The following is a 20,098-nucleotide window of genomic DNA, read 5'->3' on the forward strand; positions in this document are numbered from 1 at the left end:
GCATGGCGATCATCGCGCTGGTCTCGGCCAAGGGCTCCCCCGGCGTCACCACGACCGCGCTGGCCTGCGCGCTGACCTGGCACCGGCGACTGGTGCTCGCCGAGTGCGACCCGTCCGGCGGCACGATCCTCGCCGGCTACCTGGGCGGTGCGCTCGACGGGCCCCGCGGGCTCGGCGAGCTGGCCGTCGGCGAGCTGCGCGACGGCAGCCTGGAGTCGACGTTCTGGTCCCAACTGGTCGACCTGGACGCGCCGAAGCGGGAGCGGCTGCTGCTGCCCGGCGTGGTCGACCCGGCCCAGGCGGGCAGCGTCACCCCGCTGTGGCAGCGGTTCGCCGACTTCTTCGGCGACCTGGAGAAGGGCCAACCACCGTACGACGTGATCGTCGACTGCGGACGGCTCCAGGTGGCCGGCCCACCGTGGCCGGTGCTGCGCGCCGCCGCGGTGGTGCTGCTGGTCACCCGGGCCCAACTGCCCGACCTCTCCGCGACCCGGTCGATGATCCGCGCCATCGAGCGGGACTTCGTCGAGCACCGGGTGCCGCCCGGCACGCTGCGGTTGCTGGTGGTCGGGGACGGTCACGGCAAGGGCGAGATCAGCAAGGCGCTGCGGGTGCCGGTGATCGCCAAGTTGCCGGAGGACCGGCGTACCGCGGAGGTGCTCAGCCTGGGCGGCACCGTGCGCGCCGGACGGCCGCTGATGCGCGCGGCCGGCGCGCTGGAGGTGCCGGTCCGGGCGCTGCTGGACCGCCGTCGGGCCCGGCTGGCCTGGCCGGCGGCGCAGGAGGTGCCGGATGCGGTCTGAACAGCCCACGGAGGCCCACCATGCGCTTTGAGCCGGTCCACCACGATCCGCGCGGCCAGCACCCGGGCGCCACCTCGACGATGCCACCGCTGGCCCCGCCGAACGGGCGGCACCACGTGCCGGCGCCGCCGCCGGCCACGCCACCGGCGCCCGCCCCGCCGCCCCGACCCCGGGTGGACTTCGCGGTGGTCCGCGAGCTGCGCCGGGAGCTGAGCGAACGGCTCACCCAGTGGCAGCGCGGCCGGGAGTTCGACGCGGACGCCGAGGAGGTCGAGCGGGCCCGGCTCGCCGTCGCCGTCGTCTCCAGGTACGCCGACTCGGTGCGCCGCGCCGGCACGCCGCTCACCGCCGAGGAGGAACGCCTCCTGCTGGACCAGGTGACCGCCGAGCTGGTCGGCCTGGGACGGCTCCAGACGCTGCTGGTCGACGACACCATCGAGGAGGTGCACATCCTCGGCTGCGACCAGGTGCGCGTGACCCGGCACGGCGGGGGCGTCGACTGGATCGAACCCATCGCCGACAGCGACGACGAGCTGGTGGAGATCCTCCAGGCCGCCGCCCGCCGGGCCGGCGCCACCGAACGCTCGCTCTCCACCTCGAAGCCGACGCTCGACCTGCAACTGCCGGACGGCAGTCGCCTCGCCGCGGTCTTCCTGGTCAGCCACCGCCCGTACGCGGTGATCCGCAAGCACAACACGTTGGACGTGAGCCTCGAGGACATCACCGGTTCCCGGCCGGACCTGGACGAGATGATCGACCCGCTGCTGCGGGACTTCCTCCGCGCCTCCATGCGGGCGGGGCTGAACATCATGGTCGCCGGGCTGGCCGGGGCCGGGAAGACCACGGTCATCCGGGCGCTGATGGACGAGATCCCCGCCGACGAGCCGTACGTGCTGCTGGAGGAGAGCCGGGAGCTGCTGCCGGCCCGGCGCGGACGCAAGCACCGGGCGGTGATGAGCTTCGAGTCCCGGGAGGGGCACGGCGAACGTGGCCTGGACGGGCGACCGGCGGGCGAGGTGAGCATCGCCGACCTGATCCCGGTGTCGCTGCGGATGGGCGTGCTGCGGATCATCGTCGGCGAGGTGCGGTCCCGGGAGATCGTGCCGATGCTCCAGGCGATGACCACCAGCCGTGGGTCGATGTGCACCATCCACGCCCGCACCCCGGCCGGGGTGAGCGAACGCATCATCGAGCTGGCCCTGGCCCACGGCCGGGAGATGACGGTCGACCAGGCCCGCCGGATGGCCGGCAACGCGCTCGACCTGATCGTCTACGTCACCGTCGAGGACGAGACCGCGATCGGCGGCCGCAAGCACCGGTTCGTCTCCCACGTGGAGGAGGTGATCGGGGTGGGTGAGGGCAACCGGATCGTCACCACCAGCGTCTTCGGTCCCGGCCCGGACGGCCGGGCGGTCCCCCGCCACCTGCCGGAACGCATCCGCGCCCAACTGCTGCGGGTCGGCTACGACGCCCGGCTGCTCACCCGGTTCATCGAGGCCGGCGCCGGCGCCTGGCGCCGCCCCCGGCACACGCGCCTCAGCCCGGCGGTGCGCCGGTGAGCGCGAGGAGTGAGCCGATCCTGCGAGCCCCGCAGCCGCGAACGGAGATGGCCCCGTGAGCGCGAGGAGTGAGCCGACCCTGCGAGCCCCGCAGCCGCGAACGGAGATGGTCCCGTGACCGATCTCGAACTGATCGCCCTCGTCTCCGGGGCGGCCTGCGTCGCCGGGTTGGTGCTGGCGGTGGCCGCGCTGGCCGGCACCGGCACCCCCGCCCGGCCGGCCGCGTCCAGCGGGAAGGGGCTGCGCCGGCTCTGGCTCGGCGCCGGGACCAGCCGCCGTGAGCAGCGCAGCCACCAACTGCTGCTCGGCGCGGCGGTGGTCGCGGGCGCACTGGCGTTCCTGCTCACCGGGCTGCCGGTGGTGGGGTTGATCGTGGCGGTCGCGGTGCCGGGCACCCCGTGGCTCTTCTCGGTGGGCCGGGCCGAGGAGCGGGCGATCGCCCGGATCGAGGCGGTCGGCGAGTGGACCCGCCGGTTGAAGGACGTCTCGGCCACCGGCCAGGGCCTCCAGCAGGCGATCGTCGGCACCATCACCAGCGTCCCGGAGGAGATCGAGGAGGAGGTGCGGCTGCTGGCCGCCCGCCTCCAGGCCGGCTGGACGGCCCGTACCGCGCTGCTCGCCTTCGCTGACGAGATCGGCGACCCGGTCTGCGACCAGGTGGTGGCCGCGCTGATCCTGCACCTGACCGACCGGGGTGAACGGCTCGGCGACGTGCTCGGCTCGATCGCCTCGGCCGCCGCCGCCGAGGTGGCCACCCGGCGCGAGGTGGAGGCGAAGCGTACCCAGCCCCGGTTCGCGGTCCGCTTCCTCACCGGGATGACCCTGGCCGTGCTGGCGTACGGGCTGGTCAACACCGAGTACATCCGGCCGTACGGGACCGCCTTCGGACAGTTGGTGATGGCGGTGCTCGGCGTGGCCTTCGTCGGGCTGCTGGTCTGGGTGCGGTCGATGAGCCAGCCTCCGCCGCCGGCCCGTTTCCTGCCCGCCCCCGACCCCGAGGAGGCGGTCGCGTGATCCTCAACTGGCAGCTCGCGATGGCCGTGCTCGGCGGGGCGGCGGTGGGCCTCGGCCTGTTCCTGGCGGTCCGGGAGGCGCTGCCGGCCGCGCCGGCGCTCGCCCCCGCCCTTCGCCGGCTGCACCAGCCGCCCGGCACCGCCGTGGCGGGCGGCCGGAGCGCCGACTGGCTGGGCGGGTTCTCCCGCTGGCTGCGCCCGCCGCACCGACAGCTCGCCCTGATCGACCGGACCCCCGAGCAGTACGCCCTCTCGGTGCTGCTCTCCGCCCTGCTGGGGCTGGCCGTCCCGACCGTGCTCTCGGCGGTGCTCTTCCTGGCCGGGGTGCCGCTGCCGCTGGCCGTACCCGTGCTGGGCAGCGTCGGGATGGCGCTGGTCTGCGCGCTGCTGGCTCACCGCGCGGTGCTGACCAGGGCGGACGCCGCCCGGGAGGAGTTCCGCCAGGCGATCTGCACCTACCTGGACCTGGTGGCGTTGCAGTTGTCGGCCGCGCACGGCCCGGTGCAGTCGCTGGAGCGGGCCGCGGCGGTCTGCGACGGCTGGGTCTTCGACCGGATCCGCGAGTCGCTGCGGATCGCCCAGATGCAGATGCACTCGCCGTGGGACGAGCTGCAGGAGCTGGCCGAGCGGATCGGCATCCATGAACTGGGCGACGTGGGCGCGATCATGCGCTCCTCCGGCAGCGAGGGCGCGCAGGTGCACGAGACCCTGCGCAGCCGCGCCGACTCGCTGCGCGACCAGATCCGCACCGACAACCTGAGCCGCGCCGAGGGGATCACCAGCCGGCTCGACATTCCCGGCTCGCTGCTGGTCTTCGTCCTGCTCGGCTTCGTCCTCTATCCGTTCGTCGCCCGCCTGTGATCCACCAACCCCGAAAAGGAGTTCCGCCATGCAACTCGTCACGTTCCTCTACGTCGCCACGGTCGCCCGTCTCTCCGAGTTGCGCCGCGAGGCGGAGCGGGGGGACAGCCCGGTGCCGACCGCGGTGATCATCGCTGGCCTGGTGGCGGCGGGGATCGCCGTCACCGTCCTGGTCAAGACGAAGGCCGAGACCTGGATGAACGGCATCCCGAACAAGTGATCCGCACCCTCCCGCAGGCTGCGCGCCGGGACCGGGCGACCCCCATCGCCCGGCCCCGGCGTGCGCGCGGGGACGCACCGCCACCGGGCCCGGCCACGCCGCGTCGGGTGGCGGCCCGCGCCGGGCGCGGGCTGCGCGCCGCCGTCCGGGCCGTCCGCCGCCGGCTCACCGACGCGGGTACGGACCGGGGCGCGAACCCCGTCGAGCTGGCCGTCGTCATGCCGGCGGTGCTGGTGCTGCTCTTCGCCTCGGTCCAGGTCGCGGTCTGGTTCGTGGCCCGGTCCACCGCGCTGAACGCCGCACAGAGCGGGGTGAACGCGCAGCGGGTGCTCGAGGCGCCCCCCGGCGCCGGCGAGGACCGCGCCGACCGGTTCCTGCGGACCGCCGGCGACTGGCTGGTCGACGGGAGGTCCCGGTGCGTCGCCGGCGACACCGAGGTGACCTGCACGGTCACCGGCCGGTCCCTGTCCGTCGTCCCGGGCGTCAGTTTCCGGGTACGGCAGACCGCGCACGGCACCGCCGAACGGTGGACCAACCCGTGAGCGCCGCGCCGGGTCGTACCCGGGGTTCGGTCTCGGTGGAGGTGGCCGTGCTGGCCCCGGCGTTCATCGCCCTGATGGTGCTGGCCGGGGTGACCGGCCGGGTGGCGGTGGCCGACGAGGCGGTCGAGGCCGCGGCCCACGACGCCGCCCGGGCCGCGTCGATCTCCCGCAGCGCCGGTGCCGCGGAGCGTGCCGCCCGGAACGCCGCCCGCCGGCAGCTCGACTGGCGGGGCCTGAACTGCACGGGTGCCCCGCAGGTCTCCGTCTGGGGGTCGACCGCCACCGACGACCGGGTGTCGGTGGCCGCCGCGTTCCGCCGGCCGCTGGGTGAGCCGGTCAGCGTCTGGGTCAGGGTGAGCTGCGCGGTCTCCCTGAACGACATCCGCTTCCCGGGGCTGTCGGGCTGGTCGGGGACGAAGCGCGTCGAGGCGACCTTCGCCTCCCCGCTGGACCGCTACCGGAGCCGGCGATGACCGCCCGCCGCCCTCGTGACGAGGGCCGGGTCAGTCTCTTCCTGGCCGTCACCATGCTCGGCGTGCTGATGATCATCGGCGTCGCGTACGACGGGGCGGGTCAGCTGCGCACCCTCCAACGGGCCGACGACCTCGCCGCCGAGGCGGCCCGCAGCGGCGGCCAGGTGATCGACCGGGCGGCGGCGATCGAGGGCCGCCCCAAGGTGATCGACGAGTCGGGCGCCCGCGCCGCCGTCGCCCAGTACCTCGACGACAACGCCGACGTCACCGGCTACCGGGTGACCTTCCCCGTGGTGGCCGACGAGAAGCAGATCACCGTCCGGGTGACCGTCGTCTACCGCCGGCACATGCTCGGCCTCTTCGGCATGGACCGCACCGTCACCGTCTCCGGTACGGCCACCGCACGCGCACTGACCGACAGACCGTAGGAAGGGAAGGCCGCCATGACCACACCGCGGGGTTCCGCCGCCCGGCGCACCGGACAGCTGCTCACCGGCTTCGGCTCGCTGGTCGTCCTGGTCGCGCTGCTGGCCGGGGCGCCGGTGGCGCTGCTCGCCTTCGCCGGCAATCCGCTGCCGGACCAGCTACCCACCCTGTCCGAGGTCGGCACCGCGCTGACCAGCCGGGACGACGGGCAGCTCTTCCTGCGGGCGCTGGCGGTGGTCGGCTGGGTCGGCTGGGCGACGTTCGCCTTCTCCGTACTCGTGGAGCTGGGGGCGCAGGCGGCGCGGCGGCCCGCGCCGCGGCTGCCCGGGATGCGCCGGCAGCAGCGGGCGGCGGCGGCACTGGTCGGTTCGGTCGCGCTGATCCTCGCCGTCAGCCCGGCGGCGAGCGCTGCGGCGGCGGTGGCCCAGCCCGCCCCGGCCGGCGCGGCGGCGATGATCCAGCCCGCCTCGGCCAGCGCGGCGGCGGCGAACGCGCGGCCGGCGGCGGCCCTGCCGCAGGTCGCCACCACCGCCGGGACGGCTCTGCCGGGGGCCGCCACCACCGCAGAGACGGGCCGGCCGCAGCCGGCGACCGCCCCCCCGGTCTACCGGGTCGCCAAGGGTGACTACCTGGGCGAGGTGGCCGAGCGGTACCTCGACGACTTCGACCGCTACCGGGACGTGGCGAAGCTGAACCGGCTGCGTGACGCGGACGAGATCCGTCCGGGTCAGCTGCTGAAGCTGCCCCCGCAGGCGCGGGACGGGGGTGCCCGGGAGCACGCGGCCGGCCGGCTGGTGATCCGGCCCGAGACGCCTCGCAAGCCGTCCCCGCACCCCCGGACGGTCACCCCGACCACGCCGGGCAAGGCGCCGGCCGGCCCGGCAACGCCCGGGAAGGCGGGCCCGTCCACCCCGGGGAAGGCCGGCCCGTCCACTCCTGGCAAGGCCGGACCGACCGACGCCGGGCAGCAGCCCGCGCCGCAGACGGTCAAGCCGCGGGTGGAACGACCGGCGGGTCAGCCCCCGGCGATGAGCGCCGGGGCGGCCCGGGCCGGCGGCGAGGACGGGATGAACCGACCGCTGGCCGTCTCGGCCGTGCTCGCCGTCGCCAGCATCGTCGGGGCGCAGATCGGCGCGGTGCTCGGGCTGCGGCGCCGCCCGGCCCGGGTCACCGCCGCCCGCGAGTTGATCACCGGCCGCCACCGGCGCGACTGACGCCCGCACGCCTCGTTCATGATCGTGCTGTTGCCAGGAAAGAGTGGCCTCCCGTCGCGTGGAGGCCACTCTTTCCTGGTTCGAGCGTGATCTTGGTGTCGGGCCCGGGGCGCCGGGAGCCGGTCAGGGCAGCTTGGTCTGGAGCACCCCGTCGACCACGCGGGTGGGCAGGATCTGCTGGTCGTTGGCGGACGGGCCGTGCACGACCTCGCCGCCGTTGAGGCGGAACGCGGAGCCGTGCCACGGGCAGACCACGCACGCGTGCCCGCCGATCTCCTGGACCTCGCCCTCGCCGAGCGGGCCGCTCTGGTGCGGGCAGCGCTCCAGCATCACGGTGACCTCGTCACCGTGCCGGTAGAGGATCACCGAGACGTCGTCCACCTCGCGGGTGAGCAGCTCGCGCTGCGGCAGCGTCGCCAGGTCGGCGATCGCCTTCCACTCGTCGGACATCCGGTGCAGCTCGGAGATGCTCTGGCTGACCTGCGCGCCCTGCTTGTACGCCAGGTGCCCGCCGATGTACGCCCCGGCGCTGGCGGCGCTCAACCCCAGGTACGCCAGCGCCCGCCCGATGCCGTGCCGGCCGCGCAGCCGGGCGGCGAGCGAGCTGGCGTAGAACACCAGCGCGACCGAGTTGGAGGCGGCGTGCACCAGCCCCACCCGGCGCTGGTCCCGGGCCAGGGCGGCCCAGTCGTTCAGCCCGGCGACGGCGGCCGGGAGTGCGCTCACCGTACCGAGGCCGACCAGGGTGGTCGCCGCCCGCCGCTGACCGGGCAGCAGATCCAGCACGGCGGCGCTGATCCACGCGCCCACCGGCACCTGCACCATCGCCGGGTGCAGCGGATGGCCCAGCCAGACCCCGTGCAGCAGGTCGCGGACCCGCTGCCCGCGCAGCGTCGACTGGACGGCCCGCTGGAGCCGGTCACCGGCCGGGTCCAGCGCGGCGTTCTGCTCGATCTTGTTCATCAGCGCTCGCACCTTCCCCGACTTCCCGGCAGCTCCGGTCGCAAACCGGGCGGCGGGTACGAATTCCGCCGCCCGGTCCACTCAGCGCCAGTCCGCCACCCTGGGCTGGAACGTGGCGCTGCGGAACAAGCCGTCCAGGTTGCCGCCGAGCCGGCGCAGGGTCGCCTTGTCGTGCGCGCTCATCTCGACGTAGAGGCCCTGGACCCCGTAGACCTGGAGGCTCGCGCCGCCGTCCAGAGAGGAGCTCCGGCGGGCGGGGTGGCCGTCGATCCGGGAGGTGGGGTCACCGATCACCCCTTTGTCGCCGGTCGTCGACTTGCGGGGCAGGATCAGCACGGCGAGCGGCCAGTCCCCGTACTTCGTCCGCCTGCCGGCGCCGTAGGACAGCTCGACGTTCCAACTCCCGCTCGACCGCACGCTGACCACATACGCCATCGGCTTCAGGCCGGCGGGCGGCGCGTCGAACCGCACCGGCAGCCGGATCGGCCGGTCCACGGCGTAGCGGACGTCGAGGGCGATCCGCCGGGCGGCGGCGTGCGGGTCGCCGGCGCTCTCCGGCAGGTGCCGCACAATCACCTCGGCCCAGGCTCCCGGGGCGTACTCCCAGCGCAGCGCGGCGGACCGGGGCTCGACGGTGGCGTTGGCGTTCCACCGGGCGGTCCGGCCGTTGACCGGCTCGGCCTGCGTCAGCCCGGCGGTGCCCGCCCGGCCGGCGGCCACCGCGATCTGCTGGTCGGCGCCGAGAGTGATGTCCCGGCCGGCTGAAACGATCCGCAGTTCGGCCGTAGCCGCAGCCCGGGCCGGCCGGGGTGACGTCTGGGGCGCTGAGGCGAGCAGCGCGAGCTGGTCGGTGCCGGTCCGGACGGTCCGTTCGGTCAGGCCGGCGGGGAGCCAGCCGAACTCGGCGTACTGCCGGGAAGGGGTGAAGGCGGCCGGGGCGCGGGCCGGCATGGGCACGGCGGACGGGGTGGACGGCGGCGTGACGGCGGGCCCGACGGGTTCCGGCCGGCCGGTCCCGCCGAGGAGCGCGGGGGCGGCGGCCAGGACGGCGACCACGGCCAGCCCGGCGGCGGCCGCGACGGCGATCCGCCGCCGTCGCACCTGCCGGCGCCCGTCGCGTACGGCCCGGTGCAGGTCCACGGCGGTCGGCGGGAGCGGCACGTCCCGCAGCGGTGCCAGCAGCTTCTCCTCCATCACTTCCCCTCTCCGGTGGTCGCGTAGGTGGCCGTGCCGAGCAGCCGGCGCAGGCTCGCCAGGCCGTGCGAGGTCTGGCTCTTGACCGTGCCGGCGGTGCAGCCGAGGGTGGCGGCCACCTCGTCCACCGGCCGGTCGTGCAGGAAGCGCAGGACCAGCACGGCCCGCTGCCGGGGCGGCACCTGGGCGAGCGCGGCGTGCAGCAGCTCCCGGTCCTCCACCGCGTCGGCGGTCGGGGCGGGCGCCGGCTCGGGTGGCGTGCCGACCAGGCGGACCCGGGACCAGAGCCGGCGCTTCTCGTCGAGGAAGACCCGGACCAGCACGGTGCGGACGTACGCGTCGACGTTGTCCGCCTCGCGGGCCCGCCGCCAGCCGACGTAGAGCCGGGTGACGGCCGTCTGGACCAGGTCGTCGCCACGGTGCGCGTCCCCGGTCAGCTGACAGGCGATGCGGCGCAGCGCCGGCAGCCGCGACGTGACGTACTCGACGTACTCCTGTTCCAGGTCAGCCCGCATCCACCCACCCCGTCCGTAAACGATTCCACCCCACTGACGGGGTCGGCCGCCGTCCAGGTTGTAGCCGGCGCGAACCATTTCGCCGACGCCCCGACCCGGGGCCGACGGCGCGGCCCCGGCAGCGTGGGTCAGCGACCGCCCGACCACCGGTCGGTGTGCAGGGCCTCGGCCAGGGGGCGCTTCTGCCGCCAGCCGTGCCGGGCCAGGTCCGGCACCTCCTCCAGGTGCGTCACCGGGCCGACGCAGAGCCAGGCCACCGGCCGGATGCCCGGGGGAATGCCGAGCAGCCCGGCCAGGAACGGCTCCCGGTAGAAGGAGACCCAGCCGACGCCGAGCCCTTCGGCGGTGGCCGCGAGCCAGAGGTTCTGGATGGCCAGGCAGACCGAGTAGAGGCCGGCGTCGGCGATGGCGTGCCGACCGAGCACGGCCGGGCCGCCCCGGGTCGGGTCGTAGGTCACCACGATCGACAGGGTCGACTCCAGCACCCCGTCGATCTTGATGCGGGCGAACCGGTCGGCGGCCTCGCCGGAGAGGGTGGCGGCGAAGACGTCCCGCTCGTCCCGCACGTGCGCGTGGAAGCGGCGGCGGAGCCCCGCGTCCCGGACCAGGATGAAGTCCCACGGCTGGGAGTAGCCGACGCTGGGCGCGGCGTGCGCGGCGTCGAGGACGCGGTGCAGGGTCTCGTCCGGCACCGGTTCCCCGGTGAACTGGGCCCGGACGTCCCGGCGACGGTGGATTGCGGTGTACAGGTCCATGGCAGGCTCCCGCTGCGCTCGGCCCACTCCCGGCGGGGTGGGCGGTCGACGCGAGGCCGGTCTTCGGACTCCCGGATCGACGCCTGACCGTCCGCCTTCCCAGCCGTACGGCCAGTGGCTGCGCTGCTCGCGCGTGGACGGTGGCTCCCCGGTCACCGCGGCGGGCCCGTGCCGGATTCGCACCGGCTTCCCGATTCTCCCCGCGCCCGCGGGGCACCTCGCATGATCATTGCCATCGGCGATGCTAGCGGCCCGGCACGGCGGAACGGGCATGCGCACCGGGGCTACCACCCCCTACAGTGGCGGGACCCCGAGGCCGATCCGACCGCCGGGGTCGCACACCAACACGGGGGAACCACCATGAACAACCGTGCCCGCGTCGTCCGTACCGTCCTGACGCTGGTCGTCGCCGCCGGCGTCGTGGCCGGCTGCCAGCCGACGGAGGAGAAGAAGCCCGCTGCCGCCGCGTCGTCGGCGAGCACCGCGCCCAGCCCCACGGTCGACGTCGCCGCGAACAGCAAGCAGGTCTGCGACGCCGCGCTCGCGGTGTCCAAGGAGCACTTCGTCGGGATGGCGGACGACGCCATCGCGGCCATCGACAAGCCGGTCAGCGCCAAGGAGGCCGGCGCCAAGGTCCGCGCCCACTACACCGAGCTGGCGGAGGGGCTGCGCAAGGAGGCCGCCCGGGCCGCCGACCCGCAGGTGCGCGGGGCGGTGGAGAACCTGGCCGGCGCGATCGAGAAGCGACTGACCGGCCCGGACGCCACCAAGGTGGAGGCGCCGGACCTGGACCCGACCCTCAAGGCACTGGACACCGCCTGCGGCCGGTGACCCGGACGGCGCCGGCCGCCCCTGGCGTGCCGGCGCCGCCGGAGGGCATGCTGTCCCGATGGCCGTACACGTCGCGCACGACGGACCGGTGACCACGGTCATCCTCGACCGGGCGGCGTCTCGCAACGCCGTCGACGGGCCGACCGCGCGGGCCCTCGCCGACGCGTTCCGCGCCTTCGACGCGGACCCGGACGCCGCGGTCGCCGTGCTCTGGGGCGCCGGCGGGACGTTCTGCTCCGGCGCCGACCTCAAGGCGATCGGCACCGCCAGCGGCAACCGCGTCGAACCGGACGGCGACGGCCCGATGGGCCCCACCCGGATGGCGCTCTCCAAGCCGGTCATCGCCGCGATCTCCGGGTACGCCGTGGCCGGCGGCCTGGAGCTGGCGCTCTGGTGCGACCTGCGGGTCGCCGAAACCGACGCGACGTTCGGGGTGTTCTGCCGGCGCTGGGGCGTACCGCTGATCGACGGCGGAACGGTGCGCCTGCCCCGGCTGATCGGGCAGAGCCGGGCGATGGACCTGATCCTCACCGGCCGTCCGGTCCCCGCCGAGGAGGCGTACGCGATGGGTCTGGTCAACCGGCTGGTCCCGCCGGGTGAGGCCCGGACGGCGGCCGAGCGGCTGGCCGCCGAGATCGCCCGGCACCCGCAGACCTGCCTGCGCAACGACCGCGCCTCGGTGCTGGCGGCCGCCGGCCGCACCGAGCCGGAGGCACTCGCCACCGAGCTGGCGTACGGGATGGACTCCCTGGCGGCGGACGCGGCGGCCGGCGCGGCCCGGTTCGCGGCGGGCGCCGGCCGCCACGGCAGCTGAGCGGCGCCGTCAGCGCAGGTTGCGCAGGGCGTCCTCGATGGCCCGGTGGAAGGTCGGGTACGCGTAGATCATGTGCCGGAGCTGGCTGAGCGGGACGGCCGCGTGCACCGCCACCACCAGCCCGGACAGCACCTCACCGCCGGCCGGACCGGCCGACGTGGCGCCGACCAGCACGCCCTGGTCGGCGTCGGCGATCAGCTTGATGAAGCCCTCGTTGCCCGCCTTGTGGATCCAGCCCCGGGCGGACGTCGTCAGCGGCGCGAACCCGACCTGCACGTTGATGCCCCGCTGCCGGGCCTGGAACTCGGTGAGGCCGACCGCGCCCACCTCCGGGTCGGTGAAGGTGACCCGGGGCAACGCCCGGTAGTCGGCGCGCGGGACGGTGCCGGCCGCGCCACCTGACCCGGCCGCGGCCGTCGCACCGCCGACCGCGCTGGCCGCGCCCATCGCGCCACCCACCACGCTGGCGGTGCCGCTGGCGTCCACGGTGCCCTTGGCGTGCCGGGCGTGGTCGAGCACGTCGGCGATCACGATGGCCGCCTGGTACATGGCGATGTGGGTGAAGGCGCCCTCGCCGGTCACGTCGCCGACCGCCCAGATCCCGTCCGCCACCACCATCCGGTCGTCGACCGGCAGGTAGCGGTGGGAGGCGTCCAGGCCGACCGTCTCCAGGCCCAACTCGTCGAGCTGCGCCTTGCGGCCGGTCACCACGAGCAGTCGCGCGGCGGTGAACGTGTCGTCCCCGGATCGCACCGTGAACGTCGACCCGTCGTGGCTGACCCGCTCGGCCTTGACGCCGGTGCGGATCTCCACCCCGTCGGCGCGCAGCGCGGCGGCGGTCACCTCGGACGCCTCCGGCTCCTCGATGGCGAGCACCCGGTCCAGGGCCTCCAGCACGGTCACCCGGACACCGAACCGGGCGAAGGCCTGCGCCAGCTCCAGCCCGATCGCCCCGCCCCCCAGGATCAGCAGCGACTCCGGCAGCTCGTCGACCTCGGTCGCCTGGTGGTTGGTCCAGTACGGCGTGTCGGCGAGCCCGTCGATCGGCGGGATCGAGGGCCGGGTGCCGGTGCCGAAGACGATGGCGTGCCGGGCCTGGAAGACCTGCTCACCGACGCGCACCCGACCGGGGCCGTCGAGCCGGCCGCTGCCGCGCACGAAGCGGCCACCCCGTCCGATGAACCGGTCCACCGCGACCTGGTCGTTCCAGTTGTCGGTGGCCTCCTCACGGATCCGCTTCGCCACCGGCGCCCAGTCGGGCTGCACCTGCGCCGAACCGGCCAGCTCGTTGACCCGGTGCGCCTCGGCCAGCGCGTTCCCCGCTCTGATCATCATCTTGCTGGGGATGCACCCCCAGTAGGGGCACTCCCCGCCGACCAGGTCCCGTTCCACACCGACCACGCTGAGGCCGGCCTCGGCGAGTCGCCCGGCCACCTCCTCGCCACCGACGCCCAGCCCGATAACGACCACGTCCACCAGTTCCGGCTCCGCCATGCCGCCAGCATCCCCCAACGGTCGGGACCGGACCACGAAAGCAACCGGAATTCCCGCGCCCGTAATCATCGCCACCGCCTACGGTGGCCGGATGCACGCACGCTTCGCCCCGGTCCGGGACTGCTTCCACGACCTGCTCGCCACCGGTCGGGAGACCGGCGCCGGCCTGACCGTCCGGTACGACGGCGCACCGGTGGTCGACCTCGTCGCCGGGTCGGGGTGGCGGCCGGACACCCTGGTCGGCGTCTACTCCGTCGGCAAGCCGGTGGTCGCGCTCTGCCTGCTGATGCTGGTCGACCGGGGACGGGTCGACCTGGACGCGTCGGTGGCGACGTACTGGCCGGGGTTCCGGGCGCCGGCCACGGTGCGGCAGGTGCTCAGCCACACCGCGGGGCTGCCGGCCTTCCCGGTGCCCCGGCCCGCCGAGGCGGTCGCCGACTGGCCGCTGCTCTGCGCCGACCTGGCCGCCGCCGAGCCCGAGTGGGCGCCGGGCAGCGTCGCCGGCGAGCACGCCTGGACGTACGGACACCTGGTGGGCGAGCTGGTCCGGCGGATGGACGGACGGCCGCTGGGGCGGTTCCTGGCCGAGGAGATCGCCGGCCCGTGGCGCCTCGACCTGGGCTACGGGCTGGACGCGGCCGACCAGCGGCGCTGCGCCGACCTGTCGTACGGCGAGCCGGACTGGCCGCAGCGGATGCTCGGTGAGCCGGGTTCGCTGCGCGCCCGGGCGGTCGGCAACCCGGCCGGCGGACTGGACCTGGCGGTGGTGAACAGCCCGCTGTGGCGGGGCGCGGAGGTCCCGGCGGTCAACCTGCACGCCACCGCGTCGGGCCTGGCCCGGCTCTACGCCGGCCTGCTCGCCGGTGGCACCCTCGACGGGGTGCGCCTGTTCAGCCCGGAGCTGGTCGCCGAGGCCACCCGGGTGCAGTACGACGGGCCGGACCTGGTCCTGGACCGGCGGGCGTGCTGGACGCTGGGCATGCAGCGGGAGCCGGACGGCAGCTGGGGCATGGGCGGGATCGGCGGCAGCAGCGCCTGGGCCGATCCGGAGCGCGGATACACCTTCGCGTACGCGACCTCCCGGCTGGCCGGGCACGACCGGGTGGACGAGCTGGTCGAGGTCCTGCACTCCTGCCTGTGACGGGTCAGGTGTCGAGGCGGGCGTGGTAGCGCACCCGAGCGGGTGACTCTCCGTCACGACAGCCCTCAGGCCGGATCACCTCCTCCCGTCCTTTGCTCTGCTGCCGCCCGCGCAACACCTGGTCCGACCTGGACCGCAGCCTTTTCACCCGTCTACCAGTGACAGCCGGTCCCGGCAACCGTGAGTAGCTGTTGCGTGGGGGGCAGCAGAGCAAAGGAGGCGAGCGAACGTCCCGACACCAGCGGGGAAGTCACGGTCAGTTGCTCTCCGGGCTCGCCCGGCGGGTACAGCCCGCCGACGCCCCGGCCGACCAGGTCAGCGCCAGCGCCGAGGCAACCGCCAGCCGCACGGGCGGCCGGGCCAGCCGTTGGCGCGGGCGGGTCGGTCAGCGCAGCCAGACCGGATCGGAGCCGGGCACCTCCAGCGGCGGCGGATAGTCCAGCTTCCGGCGTACCTCGTCGGGCAGCCGCCAGGGCTGGTGCACGGCCCTGCCCTGGACGGAGGCCAGCTCCGGAACCCACCGGCGGACGTACCCGCCGTCGGGGTCGTACCGCTCGGCCTGCCGGACGGGGTTGAGGCTCCGGTACGGGCGGCTGTCGTTGCCGGTGCCGGCCACCCACTGCCAGTTGCCGGAGTTGTTGGCGACGTCCCCGTCGAGCAGCCAGTGGGAGAAGACCTCGACGCCGGGCCGCCAGTCCAGCCCGAGCACCTTGGTCAGGTAGCCGGCGGCGATCAGTCGGGCCCGGTTGTGCATCCACCCCTCGGCGCGCAGTTGCCGCATGCCGGCGTCCACGATCGGCATGCCGGTGCGCCCCTCGGTCCACGCGGCCATCGCCTCGGCGTCGTACCGCCACTTTTCCTTCGCGCCGCGACGGTAGGCGGCGGTGGAGATCTCCGGGAAGGCGGCGGTGACCTGGTAGTAGAAGTCCCGCCAGCAGAGCTGCCGGACGAACGGTCCCTCCCGGTCGCCGGCCCGCTCGGCGACGGCCAGCGGGGAGAGGCAACCCCACCGCAGGTACGGGCTGAGCCGGGAGGTCTCGTTGCCGGCCAGGTCGTCGTGGATGTCGTCGTACCGGTCCAGCGTCGGCAGCCACTCCCTCAGCCGGCGCTGGGCGACGCGTTCACCGCCCACCGCCGCGTCCGGGGACCCGCCCTTCGGCAGGGCCGGCAGCCGGCCGACCTGGAGGCCGTCGGGCAGCGTGACGCGCCGGGGCGCGGCGAGTTCGGCCCGCCGCTCGGCCCGCGCCCAGCTGCGGAAGTACGGGCTGAAGACCCTGTAGTGGTCGCCGCCGGTGGGGCGCAGTGCCCCGGGCTCGACGACGGTGAGGCCGGGGAAGAGCCGCAGGAAGAGCCGGTGCCGCTGGCACTCCTCGCGGAGCCGGCGTTCCCGGCGCCGCGCGTACCGGCTGACGTCGGCGGAGAGGCCGATCCCTTCGGCGCCGACCTCCCGGGCCAGCCGGATCGTCTCGGCCACCGGGTCGCCGCGGCGCACCACCAGGTCGCCACCGAGCCCGCGCAGCGTCTCGCGCAGCTCGGCGAGGCTCTGGTGCAGGAACCGGGTGCGGTTGGGTGAGCGCCGGGTGGTCGTGCACCCGCAGGTCGCGGGTGAAGAGCACGATCGCCGTGCCGGCGCTCACGGCAGGACGGGCCCGGGCACCACGACCGGCGTGCCGGCCGGGGTGAGCAGCGACCGCGCGGCCACCGCCATCCGGCGTCGCCGGGGTACGAGGGCACGCCGCCTGAAGACGTCGTAGTCCTGGGCGGCGACCTCGTCGAGGATGCCGCCATAGAGCGCGTACGCGGTGCGCATGCAGGCCTGCGAGGCGGGGGCGAGCAGGGTGATGCCCGGCGCGGCGGCCTCGTAGTGGGCCTGGGCGCGGCTCACCTCGTACTCGATCAGCTCGCGGATCTTCGGCGTGGTGCGGCCCCGGGCCTTGGCCGCGAGCAGGTCGTCCCGGGTTACGCCGAACTTGGCCAGGTCCTCGTCGGGCAGGTAGGTGCGGCCCCGGTCGAGGTCCTCGGCGACGTCCCGGATGAAGTTGGTGAGCTGGAAGGCGAACCCGAGCTGCCGGGCCGGTTCGCGGGCCGCCGCGGGGTCGGAGCTGCCGAGGATCGGCAGCATCATGGTGCCGATGACCGCCGCCGAGCCCTCCATGTAGTCGAGCAGGTCGTCGTAGGTCGGGTACGACATGACCGTCAGGTCCATCGCCATGCTGCGGAGAAACGACGCAAAGTCACCGCGGTCGAGGTCGAAGATGGCGATTGTGTGCAGCACGGCCGGGAGCAGCGGGTCGTCGACCGGTTCGCCGTGCAGCCCGGCGACGAAGCGGGCCGCCCACTCGTCGAGCCGGGCGGCGCGCTCGGCCGGCGGCAGGTCCTCGGTGCGGTCCACGATCTCGTCGGCGTAGCGCGTGAATCCGTACAGGGCGTGCACGTGTCGCCGTTTCCAGGCGGGCAGCAGCCGAGTGGCGAGATAGTAGGTACGCCCGTGGTGCCGGTGCAGCTCACGGCAGCGGGCATAGGCAGCGGTGAGATCGGTGTCCACCGGCCCTCCTCAGAATTCGACGCAGCAATCGACGCAACTCGTAACCCTAGGGTACGCTCGCTCGCATGGCCAACGACGCAGTTGCGGGTAACGCGCTCCGCGTCGCGCCGGCACAGCCGGGAGCGACGGACGATCCGGTCCGCGGCGTACTGGCCGCGTTCACCACGGACCTGGTCAAGGGGGTGGACGAGACCCTCGCGGCCTTCCTGGCCGCCGAGGTCGACTCGCTCACCGAGATCGACGCAGCCATGGGTGGTTTCGCCGCGACGGCGCGCGACAACGTGCTGGCCGGCGGCAAGCGGGTCCGGCCGATCTTCGCGTACTGGGGGTGGCGGGGCGTGGTCGGCGGCGACGGACCGCTGCCGTCGGTGCTGCCGGCGCTCGCCGCCCTGGAGCTGCTGCACACCTTCGCCCTGGTGCACGACGACGTGATGGACGGCTCGGACACCCGGCGCGGCCTGCCCACCGCGCACCGCGCCGCCGCCGCCCGGCACCGGGCCGCCGGCCACGACGGCGACCCGGACCGCTTCGGCGAGGCGGTGGCCGTGCTCATCGGCGACCTCTGCATGGTCTGGGCCGACCGGCTGCTCAGCCACGCCACGCTCCCGCCCGCCCGCCTCTTCGAGGTGCGACGCTGCTACGACCAGATGCGGGTCGAGACGGTCGCCGGGCAGTACCTCGACGTGCTCGGCGAGAACGACGCGGCGAACTGGTCGGTCGACCGGGCGCTGCGGGTGGCCCGCTACAAGACCGCCAGCTACACCGTCCAGCGTCCGCTGCTCTTCGGCGCCTGCCTGGCCGGCGTCGCCGCCGAGGCGCCGCTGATCGCCGCGTACACCCGCTACGGCCTGGCCGTCGGCGAGGCGTTCCAGCTCCGCGACGACCTGCTCGGCGTCTACGGCGACCCGGCGACCACCGGGAAACCGGCCGGCGACGACCTGCGCACCGGCAAGCCGACCGCCCTGCTGATGCTGGCCCGGCAGCTGGCCACCCCCGGCCAGCGGCGGACGCTGGAGCGGGCGGGCAGGGTCACCGGCGCCCGCGAGGTGGCTCGGCTGGCCGAGCTGGTCGCCGACACCGGGGCGGTGGCCCGGGTCGAGCGCATGATCTCCGACCGGGTGTCCGAGGCGCTGACCGCGCTGGCCACCGCGTCGATCGACGAGACGGCGCGCACCGCGCTGACCGGTCTCGCCACCGCCGCCACGACGCGGCGGGCATGATGAGCGAATTTGCGGAGGAGGGGGTCACATGCGGACCGTGAAGGGGCGTACGGACCGGGTGGTGGTCGTGGGCGCGGGCCTGGGCGGGCTGGCCTGCGCGCTGCACCTGGCCGGCAGCGGCCGGCAGGTGACCGTGCTGGAACGCGAGCCGGTGCCCGGCGGCCGGGCCGGCCGGCTCAGCGTCGACGGGTACGAGTTCGACACCGGCCCCACCGTGCTCACCATGCCCGACCTGATCGCCGAGGCGCTCGGCGCGGTCGGCGAGGAGCTGGACGACTGGCTCGACCTGACCCCGCTCGACCCCGCCTACCGGGCCTACTACCCGGACGGTTCGACGCTGGACGTCATCACCGACACCACCCGGATGGCGGCCGAGATCTCCCGGGTCTGCGGGCCCCGCGAGGCCGACGGCTACCTGCGTTTCGTGGACTACGCGCGCAACCTGTGGAACTGGGAGCGGGCCGACTTCATCGACCGCAACCTGGACGCCCCGACCGACCTGCTCACCGCCAACCTGGTGAAGCTGCTGGCCAACGGCGCGTTCCGGCGACTCCAGACCAAGATCGGCGAGTTCTTCTCCGACCCCCGCACCCAGCGCATCTTCTCCTTCCAGGCGATGTACGCCGGGCTCGCCCCGCACGACGCGCTCGCCATCTACAGCGTCATCGCGTACCTCGACTCGGTGGCCGGGGTCTACTTCCCGCGCGGCGGTATCCACGCGGTCTCCCGCGGCATGGCCGGCGCCGCCGAGAAGCACGGCGTGCAGATCCGGTACGGCACCACGGTGAGCCGGGTGGAGACCGCCAACGGTCGGGCCACCGGGGTGGTCACCGCCGACGGCGAAGTGATCCCGGCCGACGTGGTGGTGCTCAACCCCGACCTGCCCGTCGCCTACCGTGACCTGCTGCCCGAGGGCCGCCAGCGGAGGCTGACCTACTCACCCTCCTGCGTGGTCCTGCACATCGGCTCCCGGCAGGGATATGAGAAGATCGCCCACCACAACATCCACTTCGGACGGAAGTGGAAGGGCACCTTCGACGAGGTGATCCGGCGCGGCGAGCTGATGACCGACCCGTCGTTGCTGGTGACCAACCCGAGCCGGACCGACCCGTCGGTCGCGCCGACCGGGCGGCACACCTACTACGTGCTCGCCCCGGTGCCGAACCTCGACCGGGCCCCGTTCGACTGGCGCGGCGGCCTCGGCCAGCGCTACACCGACCAGCTCGTCCAGACGCTGGAGCAGCGCGGGTACGTCGGCTTCGGTGACGGCATCGAGGTGCTCCGTACGATCACCCCCGCCGAATGGGAGGAGCAGGGCATGGCCGCTGGCACGCCGTTCGCCGCCGCGCACAGCCTCTTCCAGACCGGCCCGTTCCGCCCGTCGAACCTGCACCGGACGCTCTCCAACGTGGTCTTCACCGGCTCCGGCACTCAGCCCGGGGTGGGTGTACCGATGGTGCTGATCTCCGGCAAACTCGCCGCCAACCGGATCACCGGTGCCGGCCGATGAGTGGG

Annotated in this window: 20 protein-coding genes, 1 pseudogene and 1 riboswitch; of the genes and pseudogenes, 14 read left to right on the top strand and 7 right to left on the bottom strand. The window is 74.6% G+C overall.

Going from position 1 to position 20,098, the window contains the following annotated elements; all coding sequences use genetic code 11:
- Positions 1-2 precede the first annotated feature (2 nt).
- The 9 genes from AC5L3Z_RS10540 (at position 3) to AC5L3Z_RS10580 (ending at position 7,111) form a co-directional block, all read left to right on the top strand.
- Complete coding sequence (locus tag AC5L3Z_RS10540) at positions 3-803, top strand: CpaE/TadZ family protein (RefSeq protein ID WP_494841377.1); 801 nt, start codon at positions 3-5, stop codon at positions 801-803.
- A gap of 20 nt (positions 804-823) precedes the next feature.
- Complete coding sequence (locus AC5L3Z_RS10545) at positions 824-2,362, top strand: TadA family conjugal transfer-associated ATPase (protein WP_494841378.1); 1,539 nt, start codon at positions 824-826, stop codon at positions 2,360-2,362.
- Positions 2,363-2,476: 114 nt separating this feature from the next.
- Positions 2,477-3,376, top strand: coding sequence for a type II secretion system F family protein (locus AC5L3Z_RS10550; RefSeq protein ID WP_494841379.1), 900 nt, complete (start codon positions 2,477-2,479; stop codon positions 3,374-3,376).
- The gene (locus AC5L3Z_RS10555) at positions 3,376-4,236 is read left to right on the top strand and encodes a type II secretion system F family protein (RefSeq protein ID WP_494841688.1); all 861 of its coding nucleotides are present in this window, start codon (positions 3,376-3,378) and stop codon (positions 4,234-4,236) included. The genes AC5L3Z_RS10550 and AC5L3Z_RS10555 overlap by 1 nt, the downstream gene beginning before the upstream one ends.
- A gap of 28 nt (positions 4,237-4,264) precedes the next feature.
- Complete coding sequence (locus AC5L3Z_RS10560) at positions 4,265-4,456, top strand: hypothetical protein (RefSeq protein WP_494841380.1); 192 nt, start codon at positions 4,265-4,267, stop codon at positions 4,454-4,456.
- Positions 4,457-4,563: 107 nt separating this feature from the next.
- Positions 4,564-4,998: a TadE family protein gene (locus AC5L3Z_RS10565; protein ID WP_494841381.1), complete on the top strand. Its 435-nt coding sequence runs from the start codon at positions 4,564-4,566 to the stop codon at positions 4,996-4,998.
- Positions 4,995-5,471, top strand: a complete 477-nt coding sequence (locus AC5L3Z_RS10570) for a TadE/TadG family type IV pilus assembly protein (protein ID WP_494841689.1) — start codon at positions 4,995-4,997, stop codon at positions 5,469-5,471. The genes AC5L3Z_RS10565 and AC5L3Z_RS10570 overlap by 4 nt, the downstream gene beginning before the upstream one ends.
- The gene (locus tag AC5L3Z_RS10575; protein ID WP_494841382.1) at positions 5,468-5,899 is read left to right on the top strand and encodes a hypothetical protein; all 432 of its coding nucleotides are present in this window, start codon (positions 5,468-5,470) and stop codon (positions 5,897-5,899) included. Before AC5L3Z_RS10570 ends, AC5L3Z_RS10575 begins: the two co-directional genes overlap by 4 nt.
- Before the next feature lie 15 nt (positions 5,900-5,914).
- Positions 5,915-7,111 (top strand): LysM peptidoglycan-binding domain-containing protein, encoded by a 1,197-nt coding sequence (locus AC5L3Z_RS10580; RefSeq protein WP_494841383.1) that lies wholly within the window; start codon positions 5,915-5,917, stop codon positions 7,109-7,111.
- Between the two features lie 123 nt (positions 7,112-7,234).
- Here the strand turns inward: AC5L3Z_RS10580 and AC5L3Z_RS10585 are convergent, their stop codons facing one another.
- From AC5L3Z_RS10585 to bluB, 4 genes are all read right to left on the bottom strand, one after another.
- On the bottom strand, positions 7,235-8,074 hold the full coding sequence (locus tag AC5L3Z_RS10585; protein WP_494841384.1) for a Rieske (2Fe-2S) protein: 840 nt from the start codon (positions 8,072-8,074) through the stop codon (positions 7,235-7,237).
- Between the two features lie 81 nt (positions 8,075-8,155).
- The gene (locus AC5L3Z_RS10590) at positions 8,156-9,268 is read right to left on the bottom strand and encodes a hypothetical protein (RefSeq protein WP_494841385.1); all 1,113 of its coding nucleotides are present in this window, start codon (positions 9,266-9,268) and stop codon (positions 8,156-8,158) included.
- Positions 9,268-9,783: a SigE family RNA polymerase sigma factor gene (locus AC5L3Z_RS10595; RefSeq protein WP_494841386.1), complete on the bottom strand. Its 516-nt coding sequence runs from the start codon at positions 9,781-9,783 to the stop codon at positions 9,268-9,270. The genes AC5L3Z_RS10590 and AC5L3Z_RS10595 overlap by 1 nt, the downstream gene beginning before the upstream one ends.
- 128 nt (positions 9,784-9,911) lie before the next feature.
- Complete coding sequence (bluB, locus tag AC5L3Z_RS10600) at positions 9,912-10,538, bottom strand: 5,6-dimethylbenzimidazole synthase (RefSeq protein WP_494841387.1); 627 nt, start codon at positions 10,536-10,538, stop codon at positions 9,912-9,914.
- Between the two features lie 37 nt (positions 10,539-10,575).
- Positions 10,576-10,774: riboswitch (cobalamin riboswitch) on the bottom strand.
- A 124-nt stretch (positions 10,775-10,898) separates the two neighbouring features.
- On the opposite strand from bluB, the gene AC5L3Z_RS10605 reads away from it, so the two are divergent.
- Together AC5L3Z_RS10605 and AC5L3Z_RS10610 are read left to right on the top strand one after the other, a co-directional pair.
- Entirely contained in the window at positions 10,899-11,369 is a 471-nt protein-coding gene (locus tag AC5L3Z_RS10605) for a hypothetical protein (RefSeq protein ID WP_494841388.1), read from the top strand.
- Positions 11,370-11,427: 58 nt separating this feature from the next.
- The gene (locus AC5L3Z_RS10610) at positions 11,428-12,183 is read left to right on the top strand and encodes a crotonase/enoyl-CoA hydratase family protein (RefSeq protein WP_494841389.1); all 756 of its coding nucleotides are present in this window, start codon (positions 11,428-11,430) and stop codon (positions 12,181-12,183) included.
- A gap of 9 nt (positions 12,184-12,192) precedes the next feature.
- On the opposite strand, the gene AC5L3Z_RS10615 is transcribed toward AC5L3Z_RS10610, so the two are convergent.
- The gene (locus AC5L3Z_RS10615; protein ID WP_494841390.1) at positions 12,193-13,677 is read right to left on the bottom strand and encodes a dihydrolipoyl dehydrogenase family protein; all 1,485 of its coding nucleotides are present in this window, start codon (positions 13,675-13,677) and stop codon (positions 12,193-12,195) included.
- Positions 13,678-13,768: 91 nt separating this feature from the next.
- Here AC5L3Z_RS10615 and AC5L3Z_RS10620 point away from each other — a divergent pair, with 91 nt between their 5' ends.
- Positions 13,769-14,818 carry a serine hydrolase domain-containing protein gene (locus tag AC5L3Z_RS10620; protein ID WP_494841391.1) on the top strand — a complete coding sequence of 350 codons (1,050 nt, stop codon included), beginning with the start codon at positions 13,769-13,771 and terminating at the stop codon, positions 14,816-14,818.
- Between the two features lie 385 nt (positions 14,819-15,203).
- On the opposite strand, the pseudogene AC5L3Z_RS10625 reads toward AC5L3Z_RS10620, so the two are convergent.
- Together AC5L3Z_RS10625 and AC5L3Z_RS10630 are read right to left on the bottom strand one after the other, a co-directional pair.
- Positions 15,204-16,455: pseudogene (locus AC5L3Z_RS10625) on the bottom strand (cryptochrome/photolyase family protein).
- Positions 16,452-17,363, bottom strand: a complete 912-nt coding sequence (locus AC5L3Z_RS10630) for a phytoene/squalene synthase family protein (RefSeq protein ID WP_494841392.1) — start codon at positions 17,361-17,363, stop codon at positions 16,452-16,454. The pseudogene AC5L3Z_RS10625 and the gene AC5L3Z_RS10630 overlap by 4 nt, the downstream one beginning before the upstream one ends.
- A 65-nt stretch (positions 17,364-17,428) precedes the next feature.
- Here AC5L3Z_RS10630 and AC5L3Z_RS10635 point away from each other — a divergent pair, with 65 nt between their 5' ends.
- Complete coding sequence (locus AC5L3Z_RS10635; protein WP_494841393.1) at positions 17,429-18,583, top strand: polyprenyl synthetase family protein; 1,155 nt, start codon at positions 17,429-17,431, stop codon at positions 18,581-18,583.
- Positions 18,584-18,611: 28 nt separating this feature from the next.
- Positions 18,612-20,093, top strand: a complete 1,482-nt coding sequence (gene crtI / locus AC5L3Z_RS10640) for a phytoene desaturase family protein (protein WP_494841394.1) — start codon at positions 18,612-18,614, stop codon at positions 20,091-20,093.
- The last annotated feature ends 5 nt before the right edge of the window (positions 20,094-20,098 follow it).

It is taken from the genome of Micromonospora sp. LZ37 (assembly GCF_059359015.1).

Excerpts from the sequence above, each read along its gene's own strand:
- AC5L3Z_RS10540 (WP_494841377.1), top strand. The coding sequence starts at position 3 with ATGGCGATCATCGCGCTGGTCTCGGCCAAGGGCTCCCCCGGCGTCACC.
- AC5L3Z_RS10545 (WP_494841378.1), top strand. The coding sequence starts at position 824 with ATGCGCTTTGAGCCGGTCCACCACGATCCGCGCGGCCAGCACCCGGGC.
- AC5L3Z_RS10560 (WP_494841380.1), top strand. The coding sequence starts at position 4,265 with ATGCAACTCGTCACGTTCCTCTACGTCGCCACGGTCGCCCGTCTCTCC.
- AC5L3Z_RS10575 (WP_494841382.1), top strand. The coding sequence starts at position 5,468 with ATGACCGCCCGCCGCCCTCGTGACGAGGGCCGGGTCAGTCTCTTCCTG.
- AC5L3Z_RS10580 (WP_494841383.1), top strand. The coding sequence starts at position 5,915 with ATGACCACACCGCGGGGTTCCGCCGCCCGGCGCACCGGACAGCTGCTC.
- AC5L3Z_RS10585 (WP_494841384.1), bottom strand. The coding sequence starts at position 8,074 with ATGAACAAGATCGAGCAGAACGCCGCGCTGGACCCGGCCGGTGACCGG.
- AC5L3Z_RS10590 (WP_494841385.1), bottom strand. The coding sequence starts at position 9,268 with ATGGAGGAGAAGCTGCTGGCACCGCTGCGGGACGTGCCGCTCCCGCCG.
- AC5L3Z_RS10595 (WP_494841386.1), bottom strand. The coding sequence starts at position 9,783 with ATGCGGGCTGACCTGGAACAGGAGTACGTCGAGTACGTCACGTCGCGG.
- bluB (WP_494841387.1), bottom strand. The coding sequence starts at position 10,538 with ATGGACCTGTACACCGCAATCCACCGTCGCCGGGACGTCCGGGCCCAG.
- AC5L3Z_RS10605 (WP_494841388.1), top strand. The coding sequence starts at position 10,899 with ATGAACAACCGTGCCCGCGTCGTCCGTACCGTCCTGACGCTGGTCGTC.
- AC5L3Z_RS10610 (WP_494841389.1), top strand. The coding sequence starts at position 11,428 with ATGGCCGTACACGTCGCGCACGACGGACCGGTGACCACGGTCATCCTC.
- AC5L3Z_RS10615 (WP_494841390.1), bottom strand. The coding sequence starts at position 13,677 with ATGGCGGAGCCGGAACTGGTGGACGTGGTCGTTATCGGGCTGGGCGTC.
- AC5L3Z_RS10620 (WP_494841391.1), top strand. The coding sequence starts at position 13,769 with ATGCACGCACGCTTCGCCCCGGTCCGGGACTGCTTCCACGACCTGCTC.
- AC5L3Z_RS10635 (WP_494841393.1), top strand. The coding sequence starts at position 17,429 with ATGGCCAACGACGCAGTTGCGGGTAACGCGCTCCGCGTCGCGCCGGCA.
- crtI (WP_494841394.1), top strand. The coding sequence starts at position 18,612 with ATGCGGACCGTGAAGGGGCGTACGGACCGGGTGGTGGTCGTGGGCGCG.